Source organism: Thermus composti, assembly GCF_014647535.1.
GTDB lineage: Bacteria > Deinococcota > Deinococci > Deinococcales > Thermaceae > Thermus > Thermus composti.
Window position 1 is genome coordinate 1 of the sequence record NZ_BMPJ01000001.1, and the last position, 20851, is coordinate 20851.

Annotated in this window: 15 protein-coding genes; 6 read left to right on the forward strand and 9 right to left on the reverse strand. The window is 68.2% G+C overall.

Annotated features, from left to right (window positions below; genetic code table 11):
• Window positions 1–289: 289 nt before the first annotated feature.
• From IEX93_RS00005 to IEX93_RS00025, 5 genes are read right to left on the reverse strand one after another with little or no spacing between them, the layout of a single operon-like run.
• Complete coding sequence (locus tag IEX93_RS00005; RefSeq protein WP_188845121.1) at window positions 290–1957, reverse strand: competence protein ComZ; 1668 nt, start codon at window positions 1955–1957, stop codon at window positions 290–292.
• 10 nt (window positions 1958–1967) lie between these two features.
• Window positions 1968–2672 (reverse strand): PilW family protein, encoded by a 705-nt coding sequence (locus IEX93_RS11680; protein WP_188845124.1) that lies wholly within the window; start codon window positions 2670–2672, stop codon window positions 1968–1970.
• Complete coding sequence (locus IEX93_RS00015; protein ID WP_188845126.1) at window positions 2669–3226, reverse strand: type IV pilus modification PilV family protein; 558 nt, start codon at window positions 3224–3226, stop codon at window positions 2669–2671. The genes IEX93_RS11680 and IEX93_RS00015 overlap by 4 nt, the downstream gene beginning before the upstream one ends.
• On the reverse strand, window positions 3223–3693 hold the full coding sequence (locus IEX93_RS00020; protein ID WP_188845128.1) for a GspH/FimT family protein: 471 nt from the start codon (window positions 3691–3693) through the stop codon (window positions 3223–3225). The genes IEX93_RS00015 and IEX93_RS00020 overlap by 4 nt, the downstream gene beginning before the upstream one ends.
• 55 nt (window positions 3694–3748) lie before the next feature.
• Window positions 3749–4219, reverse strand: coding sequence for a GspH/FimT family protein (locus IEX93_RS00025; RefSeq protein ID WP_188845130.1), 471 nt, complete (start codon window positions 4217–4219; stop codon window positions 3749–3751).
• A gap of 49 nt (window positions 4220–4268) precedes the next feature.
• Here IEX93_RS00025 and IEX93_RS00030 point away from each other — a divergent pair, with 49 nt between their 5' ends.
• A complete protein-coding gene (locus tag IEX93_RS00030; protein WP_188845132.1) occupies window positions 4269–5459 on the forward strand; it encodes a thiolase family protein in 1191 nt (396 codons plus the stop codon).
• Window positions 5460–5461: 2 nt separating this feature from the next.
• On the opposite strand, the gene IEX93_RS00035 is transcribed toward IEX93_RS00030, so the two are convergent.
• Together IEX93_RS00035 and IEX93_RS00040 are read right to left on the reverse strand one after the other, a co-directional pair.
• Window positions 5462–5770, reverse strand: a complete 309-nt coding sequence (locus IEX93_RS00035; RefSeq protein ID WP_188845135.1) for a DUF503 domain-containing protein — start codon at window positions 5768–5770, stop codon at window positions 5462–5464.
• A 137-nt stretch (window positions 5771–5907) separates the two neighbouring features.
• On the reverse strand, window positions 5908–8373 hold the full coding sequence (locus IEX93_RS00040; RefSeq protein WP_188845139.1) for a BamA/OMP85 family outer membrane protein: 2466 nt from the start codon (window positions 8371–8373) through the stop codon (window positions 5908–5910).
• 45 nt (window positions 8374–8418) lie between these two features.
• Between IEX93_RS00040 and IEX93_RS00045 the strand changes: the two genes are divergently transcribed.
• From IEX93_RS00045 to IEX93_RS00055, 3 genes are read left to right on the forward strand one after another with little or no spacing between them, the layout of a single operon-like run.
• On the forward strand, window positions 8419–9246 hold the full coding sequence (locus IEX93_RS00045; protein ID WP_188845140.1) for a purine-nucleoside phosphorylase: 828 nt from the start codon (window positions 8419–8421) through the stop codon (window positions 9244–9246).
• Window positions 9247–9882: a YggS family pyridoxal phosphate-dependent enzyme gene (locus IEX93_RS00050; protein ID WP_188845141.1), complete on the forward strand. Its 636-nt coding sequence runs from the start codon at window positions 9247–9249 to the stop codon at window positions 9880–9882.
• A gap of 6 nt (window positions 9883–9888) precedes the next feature.
• Window positions 9889–10341, forward strand: a complete 453-nt coding sequence (locus IEX93_RS00055) for a DivIVA domain-containing protein (protein ID WP_188845143.1) — start codon at window positions 9889–9891, stop codon at window positions 10339–10341.
• Here IEX93_RS00055 and IEX93_RS00060 read toward each other — a convergent pair.
• Entirely contained in the window at window positions 10229–10837 is a 609-nt protein-coding gene (locus tag IEX93_RS00060; protein WP_188845145.1) for a YdcF family protein, read from the reverse strand. The two genes, IEX93_RS00055 and IEX93_RS00060, sit on opposite strands and share 113 nt — an antisense overlap.
• Window positions 10838–10886: 49 nt before the next feature.
• On the opposite strand from IEX93_RS00060, the gene hflX reads away from it, so the two are divergent.
• Window positions 10887–12536, forward strand: a complete 1650-nt coding sequence (hflX, locus tag IEX93_RS00065) for a GTPase HflX (protein WP_188845147.1) — start codon at window positions 10887–10889, stop codon at window positions 12534–12536.
• Here the strand turns inward: hflX and IEX93_RS00070 are convergent.
• Window positions 12524–12790: an acylphosphatase gene (locus IEX93_RS00070; protein ID WP_188845149.1), complete on the reverse strand. Its 267-nt coding sequence runs from the start codon at window positions 12788–12790 to the stop codon at window positions 12524–12526. The genes hflX and IEX93_RS00070 overlap by 13 nt on opposite strands.
• Window positions 12791–12851: 61 nt before the next feature.
• Between IEX93_RS00070 and IEX93_RS00075 the strand changes: the two genes are divergently transcribed.
• Complete coding sequence (locus IEX93_RS00075; RefSeq protein ID WP_188845158.1) at window positions 12852–20840, forward strand: translocation/assembly module TamB domain-containing protein; 7989 nt, start codon at window positions 12852–12854, stop codon at window positions 20838–20840.
• Window positions 20841–20851: the final 11 nt, after the last annotated feature.

Sequence of the window (20851 nt, forward strand, 5' to 3'; positions counted from 1 at the left end):
TACCCATCGCCTGGGTAGCTAGGGTGGCGGCGTGAATAGTGTCGGAGCGAATAACCGAAGGGGGGATTCTTTCCTCCTAAGATTTCCGCGCCTTCATGGTATCGCGCGGCCATGAGTGCCTGTTGCCGAAAAGCCCTACCTGCCTAACCGAAGCCTTATAGCGCTCTTCTTATTCCCCTCTCACCTCCTTTCGGGGCCCATTCTTGGGGGCCCTTGGGTCTTCTGTCAACCCCCCCTTTTGGGGGGGTCATCCTTAGGGTGGCCCGGGGGTGTGAAAAGGGCGTAAAGGCTAGCGGCGCTCGTAGGAGAGGACCTGGAAGACCGGCTTCCCGCCTTTCAGGCTCGGTAAGAGGACGGGCCGGTTGGCCTGGGGGATGCGGATGTACACCACCTCCGCCGCCTGCCCGGCGGCGTCGCACTTCGTCTCGTTGCCGGCGCTGGTGGTGCAGAACGTGTTGCTTATGACCGAGCCGAAAAGGACGTTTTTCTTGACCACGCGGAACATGCCCCCCGCGTAGATGGGAGCCATCACGTACTGCCCCTGCTGGTAGACGTTCTTTTCCGCCACGAGGCCCAGGACATGCTCGGGGAAGAGGCCGTGGGCGGTCTGGGGGAGGAGGTTCCCGTTTAGGTCTATGTTCCCCCCCGTGCCCCCATAGGCCAGGACGGCCAGGGTGGCGCTTTTCCGCCCGCCGGGGCCGGAGGCCTTGTACTCCGTGGGCTTATTCAAGACCAGGTCTAGCCCCTCCAGCACCACGTCCCCGTAGACCTCCAAGAGGCCTTGCCCCCCGGAGTAGGTGTACCTGAACCCGCCTTGGCTCCCGTCCGGGCGGGTAAAGGTGCAGTCTATGGTCTTGGTGCCCAGGGTTAAGGTGCCGGAAGTGAGGGCGCTCAAGCAGGAGGGAAGGCTAAGCCCTGGGGGTGAGACGAGGCTCACCACGTTCCCAACCCGCTGGATGCGCAGGGCAGCCTTGGCTTGCAGGCAGGCCCGCCAGGTGCTATAGCCTTGGCAGGCCTCCGAGTCCAGCTTTTGGTCCAGCTCGGGGAAGGAAGGGGGGTTGGCCAGGTCAAAGGCCCCCATGGCCTCGGTGCAGACCCCTTTGTTGTTCTGGCAAACGTCCACGTTGTTCCCGGTAATGTCCTGGCCACCCCGTCCCACGAAGACCCCCTTGACCTTGTTGTTGGGTTCGCCGATTTGTGTGCTGCCGCCCACGGAAATTTTGCCGTACTGCACCCTAAGGCTTGCGCAGAGGTCCTGGGCCCGCTGGTAACTGGGCTCCACTCGGTTGGTAACCTCGGCGTAGGTGGTGAGGTCATACCAGTTGTAAAGGGCGAAGTTGCCGTTGGCCTCTATGACGTACTGGTCCGGGTCGTTAGGGCTTCCCACCACGTAGATCCCGCCCCGGATGGTGGCCCCGCCGTTCAGCCACTTGTTCGCCTGGCCCGCGCCGGCGAAGATAGCCTGCTCCAAGTAGTCCGAGTTGCTGATGCGGAAGGTGGCCTGGACGGTGGCCCGGGCCCCGCCCGAGGTGCCCCGGGAGACCAGGGTGAAGAGCTGGCCGTCGTCTTGGTCCCGGAAGAGGGTCACCGTGTAGCTCCCGATGGGACGGCCCTCGGCGTCCACCACGGGCTCGTTGGTGACCAGGGTGAGCTGGTTGTTGACGAAGGGGGTGGGCGTCCCGTCCCGGTCCAGGTCCAGCCCGGTTACCAAGGAGGTGAAGCACCCCGCCCCACCCCCCGTCTGCCCTTGCTGCTCTCGCCACACGTACTGCTGGAAGAGGACTGCCTTGTACTTCTGCAGGCCGGCCTCGGCGGCGTAGAAGGCCTGGACGGAGGTGGTGTCGTTGCGGGTTACCCAGAGTTCAATCTGGGTGCGGAAAAAAGTGCCAAAGACCAGAAGGGCGATGAGGGCCATCAGGGCCAGGGTGGCTACCAGAGCGATACCTTGCGACCGCATGCTTGCCTCCTTACTCGGGTAGGGGCTTGAGGTTGGGCAAAAGCACCTCTTGCCGAAGGGCGTAGCAGGCCCGCCCGGGGGGGCAGGTCACGGTTTGGCCGGAGACCGTGGTTAGGGAGGCGGGCCCCGCTCCCCGCACCGGCTTTAGGGAGTAGGCCACCACCTCCACGATGGCGGAGCGGGGATAGGCTCCCGTTCCGCAACCGGGGTCGTTCCGCTCCGTGCCGTCGCTGCACCGGTAAACGATGTCCAGGGCTAAAAGGCCGTCCGCCAGGGGCTGGAAGGAGGGGGTGGGGAGGGTGCAATCGCTGCCGGAGGTGGGGGTGGCGTTGACGTCGCTGCGGCGGAGGGTGTCCCCTTGGAAGTCGTAGTCCACCCGGCGGCAGGCCTCTTCAAGGCTACGGAGGCTCGTCACGTAGTAGAGGCTGAGGGTATCCTTGGCCCCGCCGTCCGTGCCTTGGAGGACCTGGCCCAGCGGGAGGGCGAAGGCCCGGTTTTGGCTTCCCCGGTTCCAGTAGCGGGCCCCTGCCATCTGGAGGTCCCCGGCGACCACCTGCATCACCATCCGGACCCGGTCCTGAAGCTCGCTTTTGGCCTGGCTTTCCCGGCCAAGCTCCGCCGTGCTTATGAAGTAACGGGTGGTCACGGCCAAGACGGTGATGAGGATGGCCATGGCCACCAGGATCTCTAAGAGGGTAAAGCCCCGGCGCGTCATTCGCGGCCACCTCCCGGAGGGGGGCAAGGGGCGGGCTTGTCCTGGGTAGGGGAAGGGTAGACATCGTAGCAGGTGACGCGGCGGCCCATGGTGACCCTAGGGCCCCGCTGGTGCTGGGCGGTGACCACCAGGGTCACCACCCCTTCGCCCAGGATGCCGTTTTCCCCATAGATGCGCCAGACCACCTCCACGTTTCCCAGGGTCTCGCTCCCCTGGCAGGGGACGTTGCGCAGGTTGCTGGAAGAGCCCCCCCGTAGGGCCGAGGGGGGGTTAACCCGGGTGGGGCAGCTGTAAAAGTAATCCACGAAGTAAAAGCTTCGCCCCGTGGTGGGATCGTCTGCGTAGAGGGGGTTGGTCGTCGTCTCGCTTTTGAGCACATCGGCGGACTTTTGTTCCAACACTTGGACCGCGGCCGCCTTGGCCTCGGTGGCGAAGCGGCTTTGCGCCGAGGCCCTGAGGTTGCTCACCTGGCTCATAAGCAGGGCGCCGAAGGCGATGCCCACCACCGCCAAGGCGATGAGGGTTTCCACTAGGGTGAGGCCTTTTTCGTTCATGGGATGTTTGCCCTCCCTTGCGAGGAGATCTGGACGGTCCGGGTATAGGTGCCTGCCCGGTTGGCCAGGGTGATGGTAAGGGCCTGGGAGCTGATGGGAATTCCCCGGGAATCAAAGACGAAGAAGGCCTCTGCCGGGCTTTGTAGGCGCACCTGGGCCCAGTCCCCTTGGCCGAAGAGGACGGCTTGCAAGGTGGGCTCGCCGGGGTCGTACTGGCCGTTGTGGTTGGTGTCTAAGAAGACCCGGTAACTCCCGCTTCCGGCGTTGCTGAAAGCCAGGCCCGCGAACTCGTTTTGCCGGATGGCTTCCAGCCGGGCCCGGGTCACCTGGGCGGCCAAGGTCTGGGCCGCTTGGTTCACGGCGGTGCGATCGGAGCGGAGTTGGCCCACACCCAAGGCCAGCAAGAGGCCCAAGATGGCCAGGAGAACGAGGAGTTCTAGAAGGGTGAGGCCCAGGGGCTTCTGCATGCCTAGCTCTCAAGTTAGCCCCGGGTCTTGGGGCGCGCATCCCCCAAATGGGGGGTCACTCTACCCGGGCCCGGCCCTGCTGGCCAACCACCACCTTGCGGGTGGCGTTTCCCGCCCGCAGGACCAGGGTGGCGGTGATGGGCTTGGCGGGGAGGCCCCTGGGGTCAAAGAGGAGGGGAAGGTTGCCCAGGGCGCTCTTCTCCGGGTCAAGGCGCACCCGGGCCCAGTCCCCTTGGCCGAAGGCGACGCGCTGGATTTCCTCTCCCGGGTCGTAGCGCCGGTTTTCGTTGCGGTCCAGGAAGAGGGCGTAGCCCCCTGCCCCTTCGGTGAAGAGGTGGAGCCCGGCAAAGGCGTTCTGCCGGATGGCTTCCAGCCGGGCCCGGGTCACCTGGGCGGCCAGGGTCTGAGCGGCCTGCTCCAGGGCCAGACGATCTGGGGATAGGCGGGGCAGGCCCAAGGCCAAAAGGACCCCTAAAACGGCCAGAACCCCCAGGAGTTCCAGTAGGGAAAACCCCCTTCCTTGCATCTTGCCTAAATTATAAGGTGAGGTATTCCCCAGGTAGTATACTGGCCCCATGGGTGAGGTTTACATCGTCTCGGCGGCGCGTACCCCCATCGGCAGGTTCGGGGGGGCGCTCAAGGACCTAAGCCCCGTGGACCTGGGGGCCCACGCCATGCGGGCCGCCCTGGAGCGGGCCGGGGTGGAGGGGAAGGCTTTGGACCTCTACGTCTTCGGCAACGTGCTAAGGGCCGGGCACGGGCAGCTTCTGCCCCGGCAGGCGGCCCTCAAGGCGGGCATCCCCAAGGAGGTGGACGGCTACCAGGTGGACATGGTCTGCGCCTCGGGGATGATGGCCGCTCTGAACGCCGTCCAGTTCCTGCGCACCGGGGAGGCCCACCTGGTCCTGGCGGGGGGGATGGAGTCCATGAGCCAGGCGGGGTTCTACCTCTCCCACCGGGCGCGGTGGGGGTACAAGTTCCTCATGGGCGCCCCGGAAAACCTCCAGGACATTCTCCTTAGGGACGGGCTTTCCGACCCCTTCACCGGGGAGGCCATGGGGGAGCAGGCGGAAAGGCTTGCCCGGGACCACGGGGTGACGCGGGAGGCTGTGGACGAGGCCGCCTACCTCTCCCACAAAAGGGCGGCGGAGGCCACGGAGAAGGGCCTTTTCGCCTGGGAGATCGCTCCCCTCGAGGTCCCAGGGAAAAAGGGCCCGGTGGTGGTGGACAAGGACGAGGGGATCCGCCCCGAGGCCACCCTGGAGTCCTTAGCGGCCTTGAAGCCCGCCTTCCGCAAGGACGGCCTCCTCACCGCGGGGAACAGCAGCCAGATCTCCGACGGGGCGGCGGCCCTCCTCTTCGCCTCCGAGGAGGCGGTGAAGGCCCACGGCCTGAAGCCCATCGCCAAGGTGCTAGGAGGGGCCTGGGCCGCCGGGGAGCCCTGGCGCTTCCCCGAGGCCCCCATCCCCGCCGCCAAGAGGCTTCTGGACCGGCTGGGGCTGCGGGTTTCCGATTTTGGCCTCTTTGAGAACAACGAGGCCTTCGCCCTGAACAACGTCCTCTTTAGCCGCCTCCTGGGGGTGCCCTACGAGAAGCTCAACGTCTTGGGCGGGGCGGTGGCCTTGGGCCACCCCATCGGGGCGAGCGGGGCGAGGATTCTAGTCACGCTTCTCAACGCCCTAAGGGTGAAGGGGGAGGAAAGGGGCCTCGCCGCCATCTGCCACGGCACCGGGGGCTCGGTGGCCTTCGCGGTGGAGCTCGTCTAGCCTCAGACCAGGCCGTCCAGGTCAAAGGCCTCGAGGCGGAACTCCTCCAGGGCCACCCGGAAGGCCCCGTTTTGCGCCAGGAAGCGGGCGGCCTCTCTCAGGGTCGCCTCCACCCAGGCGGGGTCGTTGCCCAGGACGCTGAAGCCCACCACCTCAAACCCCCAGGCGTCCAGGCCGTAAAGCCTTGCGGCGGAGACGGGGAAGCGGGCCTTGAGCCTTTCCAGGGCCGGCTTGATGAGGGCCCGCTTCTCCTTTAGGCTTCGGGCCGGGGTTTCCAGCCTTGCCGTGTAGAGGCCGAGGTAGGCTTTCATGGCCTTCAGGAACAGTCTCGGGCACGAGGGGCTTTAGGGCAAGGGGCGCGCATCCTTTAAGCTTTCCCCACGGAGCGTCCGCCCTAGGCCAGGCCCTCTTTGGGGCCCCCACCGTGGCGAAAGCCACGGTGGGGTGTTTAGAACATGGGCCCGATGCGGAAGTGGAGGATGCCCGTGGGCTTCTCCGGGCTGAAGGCGTAGTCCAGGCGCAAGGAGGGGAGGAGGACGCCGAAGACGTCCAGGTCCAGCTGCAGGCCCACCCCCGCCCCCCACTTGAGCCCTCCCGTGTTGTCGGCGAGGCCCAGGTCGGTGAAGAGGATGCCGTAGAGGTTGGTCCCCCCCTGGGGGGAGAGGTTGAAGTTGTAGCGGTACTCGGCGCTTCCCGTGGCGAAGAAAAGCCCGCCGTACTTGCGGTCGTCGTAGCCCCTTAGGAGGAAGGCCTCGGCCCCGCTCCCCGAGAGGTAGAAGCGCTCGCTTGTGGGCGGGGCCCCCAAAAGGGTGCCCGTGGAGAGGCGGAGGGCCAGGGCCTGGCGCTTTTCTGCATCCAGGCCAAAGTAAGCCTTGCCCGTGGCCACCAGGGGGACATAGGCCTGCCGGCCGCCGGTGTCGGGGAAGGAGACGCCGAGGCCGGTGTTCAGGCTAAGCTCGTAGCCCTCGGTGCGGAAGCGGGGGTTGTCCACCTGGAGGTAGCCTAGGCCGGTGTCCAGGCGGAGGTTCCAGGCGGGGGTGGGGAGGAGGCTTTGGGCTAGAGAGGGGTTCTTGTACCCGGTCCCGTCGCAGTAGCGGGGGTTCGTGGTGTCGGTGATGGCGGGGTCACAAGGGGCGCCCGAATCGTAGACCTCGAGGGCGTACCGCAACCTTTGCGCCGAAAGGCCGAAGGAGACCCGGAGGTTGGGGAGTTCCCGGGAGAAGGGCCGGGCTACGGAGAGGGTGAGGCCGGTGCGCCGCTCCGTGTACTGCCAGCCCGTGTCCGTGGTGCCGTCGTAGAGGATGTTGTTGCCCACGGGCACCGTGTAGGCGCTAAAGGAGACCTGGGTCCGCACTTCCTTGAGGTCCCCTAGGTCCAGGTAGAGCCAGGGGATGGCGTAGCCCAGGGAGAAGGAGAGGTTGTCCCGGGCGTCGTTTTGGATGAAGGCCAGATCGGCGCTTACCTGGTGGGCCAGGCCGAAGAGGTTGATCTCCTTGAAGCTCAGGGTTCCCGACCACCCTTCCAGGGAGCTCCAGCCGATGGCGGGTTGGAAAAGCCCGGTGCGGGCCTCCTTGAGGCTTAGGACCACGTAGACCTCGTCGGGGTTTTCCCCGGGGGCGAGGGAGACGCGGGGCGGCTCGGCGAGAAGCCCCGTGGAAAGGAGGTTGGCGATTCCCCGGCGGAGGGCCTGGACGTTGAAGAGGCTTCCCGGCTTGGGAAGCTCCCTTAGGACCACCTCCTCCTGGGTGCGGTGGGGGCCTTCCCACGCCAGGCGGTAGCCCGCCACCTTGAGCTCCACCACCTCGAGGCGGTAGACCCCGTCCTGGAAGCCGTAGCGGATATCCGCCACCTCGTAGCCCCTTTCCTGGTAGTAGCGGGCAAGCCTTTGGGCGTCCTCCTGGGCGAGGGCGGGGGTGTAGACCTCCCCGGGCTTGAGGCGGAGGAGGGAAAGGAGCGTCTCCGTGGGGAAGGCGGTGTTCCCGGAAAGGTCCACCCGCTCAATGGTGCCCCCCTCGGGGCCGGCCTCGAGGCGGACCACCACCCCTTCCCCTTCCGGGACCAGGGTGAAGTTGACGATGCGGGAAAGGCGCTTGGAGAGGGCCTGTATCCCCTCCAGGAGGGCGTTATAGTTCAGGTAGTCTCCAGGCTTCAAGGGGAAGTCCTCCAGGGGAAGGTCCTCCCCCTCCACCCGCACCACCTTAAGTTCCCGCACCCGCACCGTGAGGACGCCCCCTTCCAGGGCGCTCGCCTCGGGGTTAGGACCGCTAAAGCGGTAGCCCGCCTCCTCGTACCGCCGGGCGATGGCCCTCAGGGCCTCCTGGTACTTGGCGAAGTCAAAGGGGCCCTTTAGGGGCTCTAGAAGCTTGAGGAGTTCCGCCTCGGGCAGGAGGCTTGCCCCTAAAAGGCGCACCTCCTTCACCTCCGGGCTTTCCTGGACCCGGAAGGTGAGGCGCATTTGGCCTCCCACCTCCTTGGCCTCCACCTCCACCTGGGGGGCGAAGGGGAAGCCGTTTTGCCGGTAGGCCTGGGCGAGGGCCTGGGCCGCCTCCTGGGCGCGAAGGGGGTTGTAGGTGGCTTCCTTTCCGATGGCGAAGTTCTCTTCCAGGAAGCTTAGCAGGCGCTCCTCGGGGAAGGCCTTGGCCTCCACCTTGACCTCGGCGATGGGGGGGTAGGGGACGAGGACCATCTTCAGGACATCCCCTTCCAGGGAAAGCTGGACCTCTCGGAAATAGCCCGTGGCCAGGATGGCCTTGCGGGCCTCCTCCAGATCCCCCGGCTCGTCCCCCACCCCGAAGGGCAGGGCGGCCTGGGCCAGGGCTTGGAGGACGGGGTCCGCCCCTTCCACCACAATTTCCCGTAGGGGGGCTGCGAGGGCCAGAAGGGCGAAAAGGCCCAGGGCAAAGAGGCGCTTCATGGACGGAAGCTTACCCAAAGGCCGTTAAGCCTGCGTGAGAGTAAAATGCCGGGTATGGAGCTCTACCACAAGATCCAGGAGGCCGTGGCCTACATCCGCTCCAAGACGGATTTCGCCCCCGAGGTGGCCGTGGTCCTGGGCTCGGGGCTTGGGCCCTTGGCCGAGGAGGTGGAGAAGGTGGCCGAGATCCCCTACGGGGAGATCCCCCACTTTCCCGTCTCCACCGCCCCGGGGCACGCCGGGAGGCTCATCCTAGGGCGCCTCGAGGGCAAGCCCGTCCTGGTCTACAAGGGTCGGGTCCACTACTACGAGGGCTACTCCGCTGAGGAGGTGGTCTTCCCCGTGCGGGTGGGGTTTTTCCTCGGGGCCAAGACCTTTATCCTCACCTCCGCCGCCGGGGGGCTTAACCCCAGGTTTCGGGCGGGGGGGATCATGCTCCACCTGGACTACATCAACTTCGCCGGGGCGAACCCCCTTCGGGGCAAAAACGACGAGCGGCTTGGCCCCCGCTTCCCCGTGATGTTTGAGGCCTACGACCCGGAACTCATAGAGCTTGCCCGCAAGGTGGCGCGCAGGCAGGACCTCCACCTCTTTGAAGGGGTCTACGCCTGGTTCATGGGGCCAAGCTTCGCAAGCCGGGCGGAGCTTAAGCTTCTGCGGGAGCTCGGGGCGGACGCCATCGGCATGTCCACGGTGCCCGAGGTGATCGCCCTCCGCCACCTGGGGGCTAGGGTCCTGGGGCTTTCCACCATCACCGACATGGCGGTGCCGGAACGGGAGCACCACGCCACGGAGGAGGAGGTCCTTAGGGTGGCGGCGGAGACCGGGCCCGTCTTCCGCCGCCTGGTGCGGGGGATTCTGGCGGCGCTTTAAATGGGGCTTCCTGAGGTCTTGGACAAAATTGCCCAGGCTTGCCGGCGGGCGGGGCGGGACCCCAAGGAGGTGCGCCTGGTGGCGGTGACCAAGGGGCGCTCGGTGGAGGAGATCCAGGAAAAGGTCCTGGCTTACGGGGCCTTCCCCTTGGGGGAAAGCCGGGTCCAGGAGGCCTTGAAGAAGATGGACCTCCTAAAAGCCGAGTGGCACCTCATCGGCCACCTGCAGCGCAACAAGGCCAAGCACGCTCCCCGCTTCGCCCTCATCCACTCCTTAGACTCCCTGCGCCTGGCGGAGGCCCTGGAGGGGGTGGGGGAGAAGGCGGGGGTGCGGCTTCAGGTTTTGGTGGAGGTGAACCTGGGCCGGGAGCCCCAGAAGCACGGGGTCTTGGAGGAGGAGCTTCCCGAGCTCATGGCCCGCCTAAGGGAGATGCCCCACCTCGAGGTCCTGGGCCTCATGACCGTGCCCCCCATCGGCCCCGAGGGGGTGGTGCGCCCCATCTTCCGCAGGCTTTCTGAGCTCGCCGACCGCTACGGCCTTCCCGAGCGCTCCATGGGCATGTCCGACGACTACGAGTGGGCCGTGGAGGAAGGGGCCACCTTGGTGCGCGTGGGCCGGGCCCTTTTTGTAGACTAGGGACACATGGACCTGACGCCCTTGGACGTTCGCTACCAGGAGTTTCCCGTGGAGTTCCGGGGCTACCAGAGGCGGGCGGTGCGGGAGTACCTGGCCCGGGTGGCCGAGGTCATGGAGGGGCTTCTCCGGGAGAACGAGGCCCTAAGGCAGCGGATCCAGGCCCTGGAGGAGGAGGCGGCGCGCCTCAAGGAGACCGAGGGGGAGCTCAAGCGGGCAGTGGTGGCCGCCGAGAAGATCGCCCGGGAGCTCAAGGCCCAGGCCGAAAGGGAGGCGGAGCTCATCCGCAAGGAGGCGGAGGCCACCAAGGAGGAGATCCTTCGCCAGGCCATGGAGGAGCTTAAGCGCCTCAAGGGGGAGATGGAGCGGGCGAAGCAGGAGAAGGCCTTTTTTCTGAGCCAGGCCAAGGCCCTGGTGGAGGGGTACCTGGAGGCCCTGCGCCGTTTGGAGAAGGCTCCTTGAAGGGCTTAAGCCCCAGGTAGAGCCAGAGGCGGTAGAGGGTTTCCCGCATCCAGTAGGCCAGGGAATAGTGGCCCTCCACGGGGTAGCCGTCGGCCTTCAGGCCAAGAAGCCGCGCCAGAAAGAGGGCCCGCTTCAGGTGGGGGGCGTCGGTGATGAGGAGGACCCTTCCCTTGAGGTAGGGCTTGAGGAAGAGGAGGTTCTCGTAGGTGCTTTGGCTTTGGGTCTCGCAAAGGAGGGCCTCTTCCGGTACCCCGTGGTCTCGGAGGTAGCGGCAGCCCACCTCCCCTTCGCTCCAGAGGTCCCCTTTGGCCTTCCCCCCGGCCACGGCGATCCTGGGGGCGAGGCCCTTTTGGTAAAGGGCGAGGGCCGCCTTCAGGCGGCGCTCCAGGGCGGGGGAGGGCCTTCCCCCGTACTGGGCCGCCCCTAGGACCACCAAAAAGGCGTAGTCCTGGGCCAGGGCCGGGAGAAGAAGAAAGAGGAGAAGAGCCCAGCGCACGGGGTTACTTTACGCCTTGGCCTCGCCCTTTTGCTATACTGAAGGGGCATTGGAGAAGATCTACGGGAGGACCCAAGGGCTCAAGAAGAGCGAGCTTAAAAGGCTTTCCAACCTCTACCGCAGGCGCTTGCCCCCCGAGCGAGTCCTCACCCCCGAGCTGGCCCTGGTCCTGGCGGGGCTTTCCCAGGAGGTGGGAAGGCCCATAAGCCTCCTTCTGGACCGGGAGGGCCGGGTGGTGCGGGTGGGGGTGGGGGACGCCAAGGACCTGCCCATCCCCGAGGGGATGAGGGGGGAGTGGCGGCTTTCGGGCTACCGCCTCCTCCACACCCATCTTTCCCCCGGGGGGCTTTCCCGGCCGGACCTCTCCGTCCTCTTCCTAAACCGGCTGGATAGCCTGGCCGCCCTGGAGGTAGAAGGGGGAAGGCCCACCACCTTGCACCTGGCCTTCCTCTCCCCGCCCAAGGCCCTGGAGGAGGACTGGCGGATCCTTCCCCCAAGGCCCTACTTCCAGTACCTGGACCTGGACCTAAGGGCCGAGGTGGAGGCCTTGGAGGAGGAGCTCGCCCGCCAGGCCCGGGTGCGGGAACTCCAGGACGGGAGCGGGGAAAGGGCCATCGTGGTGGGGGTGGACACCGGGGAGGGCCCCGAGGCGGAGGCGGGCCTAAGGGAGCTCGCCGAGCTCACCCGCACCGCCGGGGGGGTGCCGGTGAAGCAGGTTCTCGTTTACCGCCCTCACCTGGACCCTCGGTACCTGGTGGGCCTCGGCAAGCTGGAGGAGCTCAAAAGCCTCGCCTACCACGAAAACGCCTCCACCCTGATCTTCGGCCTGGAGCTATCCCCCACCCAGGCCCGGGAGATAGAAAAGGCCACGGGGCTAAAGGTCCTGGACCGCACCCAGCTCATCCTGGACATCTTTGCCCTCCACGCCAAGACCCCGGAGGCCCAGGCCCAGGTGGAGCTGGCCCAGCTCAGGTACCTCCTCCCCCGCCTGGTGGGGAAGGGGAAGGAGCTTAGCCGGCTTGGGGGCGGGATCGGTACCCGGGGCCCCGGGGAGACCAAGCTGGAGGTGGACCGGCGCCGGCTCCAGGAGCGGATCGCCCACCTCACCCGCAAGCTGGAGGCCTACGCCCAGCGGCGGGAGGAGACCCGCAGGCAACGGCGCCGCCGGGGGGTGCCCCTCATCGCCGTGGTGGGCTACACCAACGCCGGCAAGACCACCCTCCTCCAGGCCCTGGCCCGGGGCGGGGAGCCGGGGGAGGACAAGCTCTTCGCCACCCTGCGCCCCCTCACCCGAAGAGGTTTTCTGCCGGGGGTGGGGGAGGTGCTCTTCACCGACACCGTGGGCTTCATCCGGCGCATGCCCGAGGAGCTCCTCACCGCCTTCCGGGCCACCCTCGAGGAGGTGCGGGAGGCGGACCTTCTGGTCCACGTCCTGGACGCTTCCGAGGAGGGGGCTTTGGAGCGCTACCGGGTGGTGGAGGCCCTTCTGGGGGAGCTCGGGGTGGAGGCCCCCAGGGTCCTGGCCCTTTCCAAGGCGGACCGGGCCGCCCCCTACGACCTCCTCTACCTGGGGGAAAGGCTTGGCGGGGTGCCCGTCTCGGCCCTCAAGAGCACGGGGCTTGCCGAGCTCAGGAAGGCCCTGGCCGAGGCCCTCCTTAAGGCGGGGGTGGAGCCCCAGGCCTGGGCTCAGTACACGTGAAACCCCTTAAGCCCCGCCTCCTCGGCCCAGTGGACCTCCACCTCCTCCACCCGGGCCAGGCGGGGGCCCTGCCTTAGGTGCTGGAGGAAGACCTCTAGGTCCTCCTTGGGGCCTTCCGCCACCACCTCCACCCGGCCGTCGGGGAGGTTTTCCGCGTAGCCGGAAAGGCCTAGCTCCAAGGCCTTCCTCTGGGCGAAGGCCCGGTAGCCCACCCCTTGCACCTTTCCCTTGACCAAGGCCAAAAGGCGCGGCATGAGGGCATTTTAACCCGCCTCACCCCCTCTTTTTCATCTCCCTCGCCTATCCTTGGGAAGGATGCGGCGCCTCTGGCCCTTGGGGGTCTTCCTCTTCCTCCTTCTTCTCCTTTCCTGGCCACCCCTCCTTCAGGGGGTGGTGGAACGGGGCTTTGCCCTTGCGGGCTTCCAGGGGCGGGTGGGGGCGGTGCGGGGGAATCTCCTTTTCGGCCTCTCCCTGGAGGGGGTGGTCCTGAGGGGCCCGGGCCTTGCCCTTGAGGCCCAAAGGGCCGTGCTCCGCTACGATCTCCTGGGCCTTTTGCGGCGGGAGCTTCCCTTAAGCCTCCGCCTCGAGGGGGCCCGGCTGAGCCCCACCTGGGAGGCCCTCCTCCCACAAAGGCCGGGCCCCCCGCCCGCCCTAAGGTTTGTCTTCCGGAGCCTGGTCCTAAAGGACACGGAGGTGGTCCTGCCCCGGGGGAAGCGGCTTTTCCTCCCCTCCTTGCGCCTTGCGCTTCAAGGGGAAAACCCCTACCGCTTCCTGGCCCGGCTCCCCGGGGGGAGTTTCCAGGGGGAGGCCAGGGCCCTTTCCCCAGACCTCTCCGCCTGGGAGGTGGGCTACCGGGGGGAGGTCCGGGGGCTTTCCTTCTTCTACGAGGGGCTTAAGGGGGGGAGGCTTTCGGGGACGTGGCGGGTGGGCCCCGAGGGGGTCTTCGGGGAAAACCTCGTGGAGGGGGGAGTGGTGGAGCTCGTGGGCTTCACCCTAAGGGAGGTGCGGGGGCCCATCCGCTTCCAGAAGGACCGGGTGGAGGCGGCCCTCACGGGGGTGGGCCTCGAGGGGCCCCTTTGGGCCCGGGCCGAGGTGGACCTGGGGAAGGAGCGCTACCGCTTCACCCTGGAGGGCCGCCCCAAGCTTCCCGCCCTGGCCCGCCACTACGGGCTAAGCCTTCCCGTGGAGGGGGAGGGGCGGCTAAGCCTTAAGGGCGAGGGCTGGGACGAGGTGAAGGTCCAGGGGGCCTTCGCCGGGGAGGGAAGGCTTCTTGGGGAGCCTTTCCGCCACCGGGGGACCCTTTCCTTTGACCGGGTCTTCGGCCTCGAGGCCGAGGCCGAGGGGCGCCTTTTTGACCGCACCTACACCCTGGCTTTGGACCTCCTGGGAGGGCGCTATGGGGTGCGCTACCGGGACTCCCGGGGAAGCGGCCTCTCGCTTGTTGGGGAAGGGGAAGCGTATAGGGGCGAGGGGCAGGCCGCCTGGCCCAAGCCCTTGGAGGGGCTTGCCAAGGTGGCCTTCTCGGGGAAGGGAAGCCGCTGGGAACTCCGGGTGGAAAGCCCTAAGGTGGCCCTTCCCCTCTTCAAGCCCTTGGACCTCTCCGGGGAGGTGCGGGGGGAAGGGAGCCGGGTCCAGGGGCGGCTTGGGCCTTTGGGGCTTTCCGGCACCTGGGAGGCCCTGGCCCTCACCCTCGCCCCCACCCCCTTGGCGGTGGGGCGCCTCGAGGGGGAGGGAAGGTGGCTTGGGGGAAGGCTTTCCGCCGAACTCCGCTACGCCTCCCCCTACGCCGCCTTTCCCGTGAGGGTCCTCCAGGGGGAAAAGGGCTTCCGCTTCCAAAGCCCCTACGGGGAGGGGAGCTACCAGGGCGGGGTTTTGGCCTTGCGCCTAAGGGACCTTCCCATCCAGGCCCTGGACGCCCTCCGGCTTTCCGGGGAGGCCCGCTACGGGGAAGGGGGGCTTTCCGGGAGCCTCCGCCTCCTGGGCCGCTACCTGGAGGCGGAGGCCCGGCTTGAGGGCCTGGGGGCGGAGATCCGGGGGAGGCTTGCCACCCCCTTGGGGGACCTGTCCTTCGCTGGGGCCTACGATCCCTCGGGGCTTCGGCTAAGGGCCCAGGGGCTTTCCCTGGTCTACCGGGAGGGCGTAAGCCTCAAGGGGGAGGCGCGCCTTGGGGGCTTCGCCTTGAGGGCCGACCTGGCCTATGGGGAGGGCTTTTCCGGCTTCGCCGAGCTCAAGACCCCTTACGGGGTGGAGGCGAGGCTTTTAGGGGAGGGGAAGCGGCTTGGCCTCGCCCTCGAGGGGTACGTGGAAGGCGGGGGGGAGGTCTATCCGGAGCTACGCCTTTCGGGAAGGCTTCTACCCCCTTTGCCCGAGGGGCTAGCCCTTCCCCCTTTGGCCTTCACCCTGGACCGGGAGGCCTTGCGCATGGCGGGCGTGGGGGAGGTGGGCCTAGGGGGGCGGTTTCCCTTTCGGCTTTCCCTTCCCTTCCGCTACCGGGGGCTAGAGGGGCACCTCCAGGCGGAAGGGGACCTGGAGGGGGGAAGGGTGCGCCTCGCCACCCCTTACGGGGCGGTGGAGGGGAAGGGGCCTTGGCGGGCCTTGGCCTTGGAGGGGGAGGGAAGCCTGCCGGGCCTGGGGCCCTTGCGCCTTGGGGGGGCGGCGGACCTCCCGGCCCTGGCCTACCGGGGGGAGGTGGGGCTTGACCGGCTTGGCCTCACCCTGGGCGTCTTCGGGCAGGGGAAGGCCTTCCGGCTTCGGGGGGTGGGGCCTGGGCTAAGGATCTTAGGGGGCTACGGGGAGGAGCTTAGCCTCCTCCTCCAGGCGGAAGACTGGGACCTTTCCCCCTTGGGCCTCCCCTTGAAGGCCACGGGCACCTGGGGGGATAGAGGGGGTAGGCTTCGCCTGGTGAGCCCCTACGGGGAGGCGGAGCTTAGGGGAGAGGGCCTCCTCTCGGCCCGGGTGCGCTTTTTGGGGCCCTACCTGGAGGGGGAGGGCGCCCTTTCCCCGGAGGGCTACGCCCTGGACCTGAAGGGGCGCTACCGGGCGGGCGGGGTGGAGGTCCAGGGGGAGGCGCGAGGGGAGGGTTCCTGGGAGGCCTTGGCCTTGGCGGTGAGGGGCGAGGCGCGCCTTCCCTACCTGGGGCTCCTTCCCTTCCAGGGGCGGATCTGGGGAGAAAAGGGGGTGCGCTACCGGTTGGAGGGCCCGGTGCGCCTGGAGGGGGAAGGGGCCTCCTACCGGGGAAGCTTTTCCGTGCCCGTCCAGGTCCTGGGAAGGGAGGGGGAGGTTTCGGGGCGGTTCCAGGGGGAAGGCCTCCAGGTGGCGGCGGAGGGGGAAGGGGTTTTCGCCGGGCTTCCCTTTTCCTTCCAGGGAGGCTATCGGGACAAGCCCTTCCTCGCCCTCCGCTACGCCGGGGGGGAGGTGGTTTGGGAGGGGGAGGGGGTGCGCCTGGCCCTGGAGGAGGTGGCCCCCTTGGCGGAGGCCTTGGGCGTGGACCTTTCCGGGCGGGTCCAGGGGCAGGTGGACCTGGAGGGCGGGGGGGAGGTCCTGGGGGAGGTTGCCCTTTCGGGGGAGCCCTTGAGCCTGGCCTATGGGGAAAAGCGCCTTCGCCTCTTCCTTCCCCGGCGGGGCCTGGGGCTTCTTTGGGACATTCCCAAAGAGAGGGTGGAGGGCCTTGGGGACCTCCAGGGCGGGGGCAGGCTCTCCTTTAGGGAAGTGGAGGCCACCTTCCGCTACCGGGGCCTCGAGGCCGCCCTCCAAGGCCCTTGGGAGGTCCTGGCCCTGGGGGTGCGCTACGGGGGGGTGGGGGAGACCGCCCTTGAGGCCACCCTGGACCTTCCCGCCCTCAAGGGGGAGGGGCGGCTCCGCCACGCCTCGGCCTACGGGGAAGGGGCCTTGGACTTGCGCTGGGAAGGGGCCCGCTATTGGGGAGAGGGGCGCTTCCAAAGCCTCCTCTACCTCCGGCAGGAGGGGGCCCTCCGGCTGGAAGGGGAAGGCGGCCGGGCCCGCCTGGTCTGGGAGGCTCCCCTTTCCCTGGAGGCGACCTACGATAAGGGGCTTTCCTTGGCCCTCGAGGGGGAAGGGGAGGTGGCGGGGTTTGGGGTGCGGGCCGACCTCGCCTATGGGGAAAAGGGGTATAGGGGGTGGCTTCGGGCGGAAGGGCGGGGGCTTCGCCTCGAGGCCCTTGGGGAGGGTCCTTTGCGCCTTTCCTTGAGGGGGGAGGAGCTTCCCGGGGAGGTGGAGGGAGAGGCCACCCTGGAGGGGCTTCGCCTCCTGGGAAGCGCCCGCTACGGTTGGCGCCTCGGGGCGGCAAGCCTTGAGGCGGAGGCCCGCTTCCAATGGGACCTGGCCCAAAGGACCCTGGAGGTCCTGGGGGAGGGGGCCTTGGTGGGGGAAGGGGAGAGGGTTCCCTTCCGCTTCGCCCAGGAAGGCTTCTCCCTGGCGGGGCTTCGCCTATGGGGGGAAGCCCCGGGCTTCCGCTTGCGGTTGGAAGGGGAGAGGCTTTCCCTGGCCCTGGACAAGGACCTCACCCCCTTTGGCCTGCCCGCCCGGGCCAAGGCGGAGGCGGAAGGCCCCTGGCAGGGCCCCGTGGCCTTCCGCCTGGAGCGGCCGGAAGGGGCTGTGGCGGGAAAGCTTTGGCTTCTCCCCTTGCGGGCATCCTTCTCGGGGGAGGTCTACGGGGAGGCCTTGGCGGGGGCGTACGGGGCGGAGGGGCTTGTCCTTCGCTTTTTGGGGCCCAGGCTTTCCGGGGAGGCCCGCTATGGGGAGGGGCTTTCGGGGCGGCTTGCGGTGGCCTACGCCCTTTCCCTAGGGGCCCTGCGGGGGGAGGTGGACCTGGGGGCAGGGACCTTCCGCCTAAAGGGAGAAGGGGGGCTTACGGGGGAGGTGGAGGGGGGGTTTTGCCTGCCCAAGCCCTTTGGGGGGTGCTCGGGCCTCGAGGCCTCCCTGGCCGGGGCCCTGGCCTACGGGGAGGTGGGCCTGGAGGGGCGCTACCGCTACCGGGCCGAGGCGGGGTACCTGGGGGTTCTGAGCGGGGAGGGGCGGCTTGCCACCCCTTACGGGGGGGTGCGCCTCCTCGGGCGGGGGCTCGGGTTGGACCTGGCGGGCGAGGGGCTTCCCCTTTCCGGGAGGCTGGACCTTTCCCCCTTCCGCCTGGCCTACCGCTACCAGGGGGCCTTGCCCCAGGGCCTCGGGGTTTTGGAGGCGGAAGGCGTCTACCCCGGGGCCTGGCTTAAAGGGGTGTACCGGTACGGGGAGGTGGCCTTAGGCCTTAAGGGGCTTCCCGGCTTCCGGGTGGCCTTGGAAGGGGAGGGGCTTAGGGGGGAGGTGGGGCCGGAAGGGGTGAGGCTGGACCTGGAGGGCTTCGCCTACGGGCCCTTGCGCCTAAAGGGGCAGGTGGCGGGCCCCTGGCGGGAGGTGGCCTTGGCCTTGGACCTGGAGGCCTTAGGCCGCAAGGCCCACCTAGAGGGCCGCTACGGGGAAGGGCGCCTAAGCCTGGATTTCTCCGGGGACCTTTCGGGCCAGGTGGCCTGGGACGGGGTTTGGCGGGGGGAGGTGGCCTTCCGGGAAGGGCGGCTTGCCCTTTCCGGCGAAAAGGCCCTGCCCCACCTGAAGGGAGAGGTCTTGGGGCAGGCGGTGGCCTTGGCCTGGCCCCACCTCCTTCTGGGGGGGCTTAGCCTGGACCTGGTGGAGCGCCGGGCGGAGGGGGAGGCCCGTCTGCCCGGAGGGGTGGAGGCCCTGGGGGAAGGGGAGGGGCTCGCCTTCGCCTACGAGGTGCCGGGGCTTGGCCTGCCCCTAAGGGCCCGCCTGGACCTGAAAACCCTTGCCCTGGAGCTCACGAGCCCGGAAGGGGAAGGGGCGCTCCGCTACGCGGAAGGAAGGGTTTCCGGGGCCTTGGCCCTGGGCCTTGGGGATGTGGCCCTGAGGCTTGGGGGGGAGGGGGAGCGGGTGGCCCTCTGGGGGGGTCATCCCGCCTCGCCCTGGTGGGTGGCGGGGGCGGGGGAGCTTGCGGGGTGGGTGGGCCTGGACGGGGCCTACCGCCTGGACTACCGGGCGGGGGCGCAGGCCTTAAGCCTGGAGGGGAGGCTCCTTTCCGCCCGCCTCTTGGCCCAAGGGCCCTACCTGCAAGGGGAGCTCACCTACCCCTCGGGAGGGTCGCTGGCCCTGGACCTGCCCCTCCCTCCCTTGGAGGCCCGCTTCCAAGGGCGCATCGGGGGGGAGGGCTACCGGGTGGAGGGGGTCTTGGCGGGCGGGGTGGGCCGGGTCCAGGTGAAGGGAAGCCTCCTGCCCCTTAAGGCCGAGCTCCTCTTGGAGGAGGCGGCCTTGGAGGACTTCGCGGGGCGCTATGCCCCATACCTGAAGGGCCGGGTCTCGGGGCGGCTTCTCCTGGAAGGGATGCGGGCCCAGGGGAGCCTCGAGGGGCGCATAGGGGTTGGGGAGGACGTCCTTCCCTTCGCCTTCACCGGGAGGGTGGGGCCCGGAAGCCTCCAGGGGGAGGGGCGCCTTGGGGAGAGTTCCTTTAGCGTGCGCCTGGCCTCGAGGCTTCTGGAACTTCGGGCCACCCCCAGGGGCTTCCCCCTTCACCTCCTCCTCGCCGCCGTGGCCGGACCCTTGGAAGGGGAGGCCTACTGGACGGGGGCGGTGCGGCTTCGCCTGCCCCTCGCCGACTGGCGGCAAGGGGAGGGGGTCTTGGTGGGGGAAAACCTGGTCTTCCGCGGGGGCGGGGACGAGCTTAAGGGGCGGGCCGCCTTCCGCTTTGCGGGGGGGCGGTTGAGCGTGGACTACCTCCGCCTTTCCGGCAAAGGGCTTTGGGAGGGCGGGGGGTACTGGAGCCCCGAGGGGAGCGACCTCTACCTCTCCCTAAAGGACACGGTCTTCACCCCCGTGCTCCAGGTGGTGCCCGCCCTCAAGCCCTACCGGCCCGAGGGCTCGGGGACCCTGGACTTGCGCCTTACCTCCCAAGGGTTCCAGGTGGGCTTCCGGGACTTCCGCTTCCGGCTTGGCCCCGTGGCGGGGTACCTCCCCCAGGGGCTTCTGGCCCTCAACGGGGGGGCTAGGGCGGAAGGGGAACTGACCCTCACCGCCCCCTTCCCCGGGCGGGCGAGGCTTGGCCTCGAGGGCACCCTCCAGGACTTCCGCCTCACCGCCAAGGGGGAGGTCTCCCTCCCCGGCCTCCAGGAGACCACCCCGGCGGAGGTGGCCTTCCGCTACCCCGCGGGCCTCACGGAGGTCCGCCTAGGGGGGCTGGAGGTCCAGGGGACCCTCTTCCCCTTGCGCCTTGCGGGGTACGGGCGGGTGAACCTTTCCTACCCCGGGCTTTACCTCCAGGAAGGCTTGTTGCAGGTGGAAAACTTCTTCCTCTACCAGGAGGGAGGAACCTACCACCTTACCGCCAGCGCCAAGATCCTCCAAGCCCGCCTGGCCCTCGCTTCCCGTCAGGGGGAAAAACGGGTCCAGGGGGCCGAGCAGGAGCCTATACCCTTGGTCTTTGAGGGGGTTCGCCTTTACGCCGAACGGGGGGTGTTGATCCAGGAAAGCCTGGCCCAAGGGGAGTTCCGCGGCGAGGTTTACCTAGGGGGCACCTACGCCGACCCCTTCCTTTCGGGGGAGGCCAGGCCGCTTTGGGGGAGCCTGCGGCTTTGGGACGTGCTCTTTTCCGTGGATCCGCAGGGAAGCTACCTCCGCTTTAGCCCCGACCGGGGAATCTTGCCGGAGTTCCATCTGAAGGCCTCCGGTGAGGCGCGGGGCCACACCCTCTATCTGGAGGCGGAAGGGCGTTTTGTTCGCGAGGATGGGCGGGTGAAGGTGGAGCTCAACCCCAGGTTCACCTCCGATCCCGAGCTCACGGAGCCCGAGATCTACGCCCTTTTGGCCCTGGGAAGCCCCGATCTTTCCCAGGTGGGGGAAACCCTTCCCCAGACGGCCCTGAACGCCGCTTTGGCAAACTTCATCCTGGGCCAGCTGGAGAAGGAACTGGCCCAGGCCCTGGGGCTAGACCAGATCCAGATCTCTACCCCGGTGTTCCAGGGGGGGGCGCTGGAGGACACGCGGTTTTCCGTGGGGAAGTACCTGAACCCCAACGTCTTCCTAGGCTACGAGGTGGACCTCCGGGGAAGCCAGTCGGTCCACGCCCAATACCAGCGAGACGGACTTACCCTAAGCCTAGTCTCCCGGTTCCCCGTCGGGGAGAACGTGTACCAGAGCCTGGCGCTGGGCGTGGGCTACCAGCTTACCCCTCAGCTGGGGCTTTCCTTGGAGCTGGAGACCGGGGAGGCCCTGCGCTTTAGCGTGGGCGCCCTCTACCGGTGGTAGCATGGCAGCCG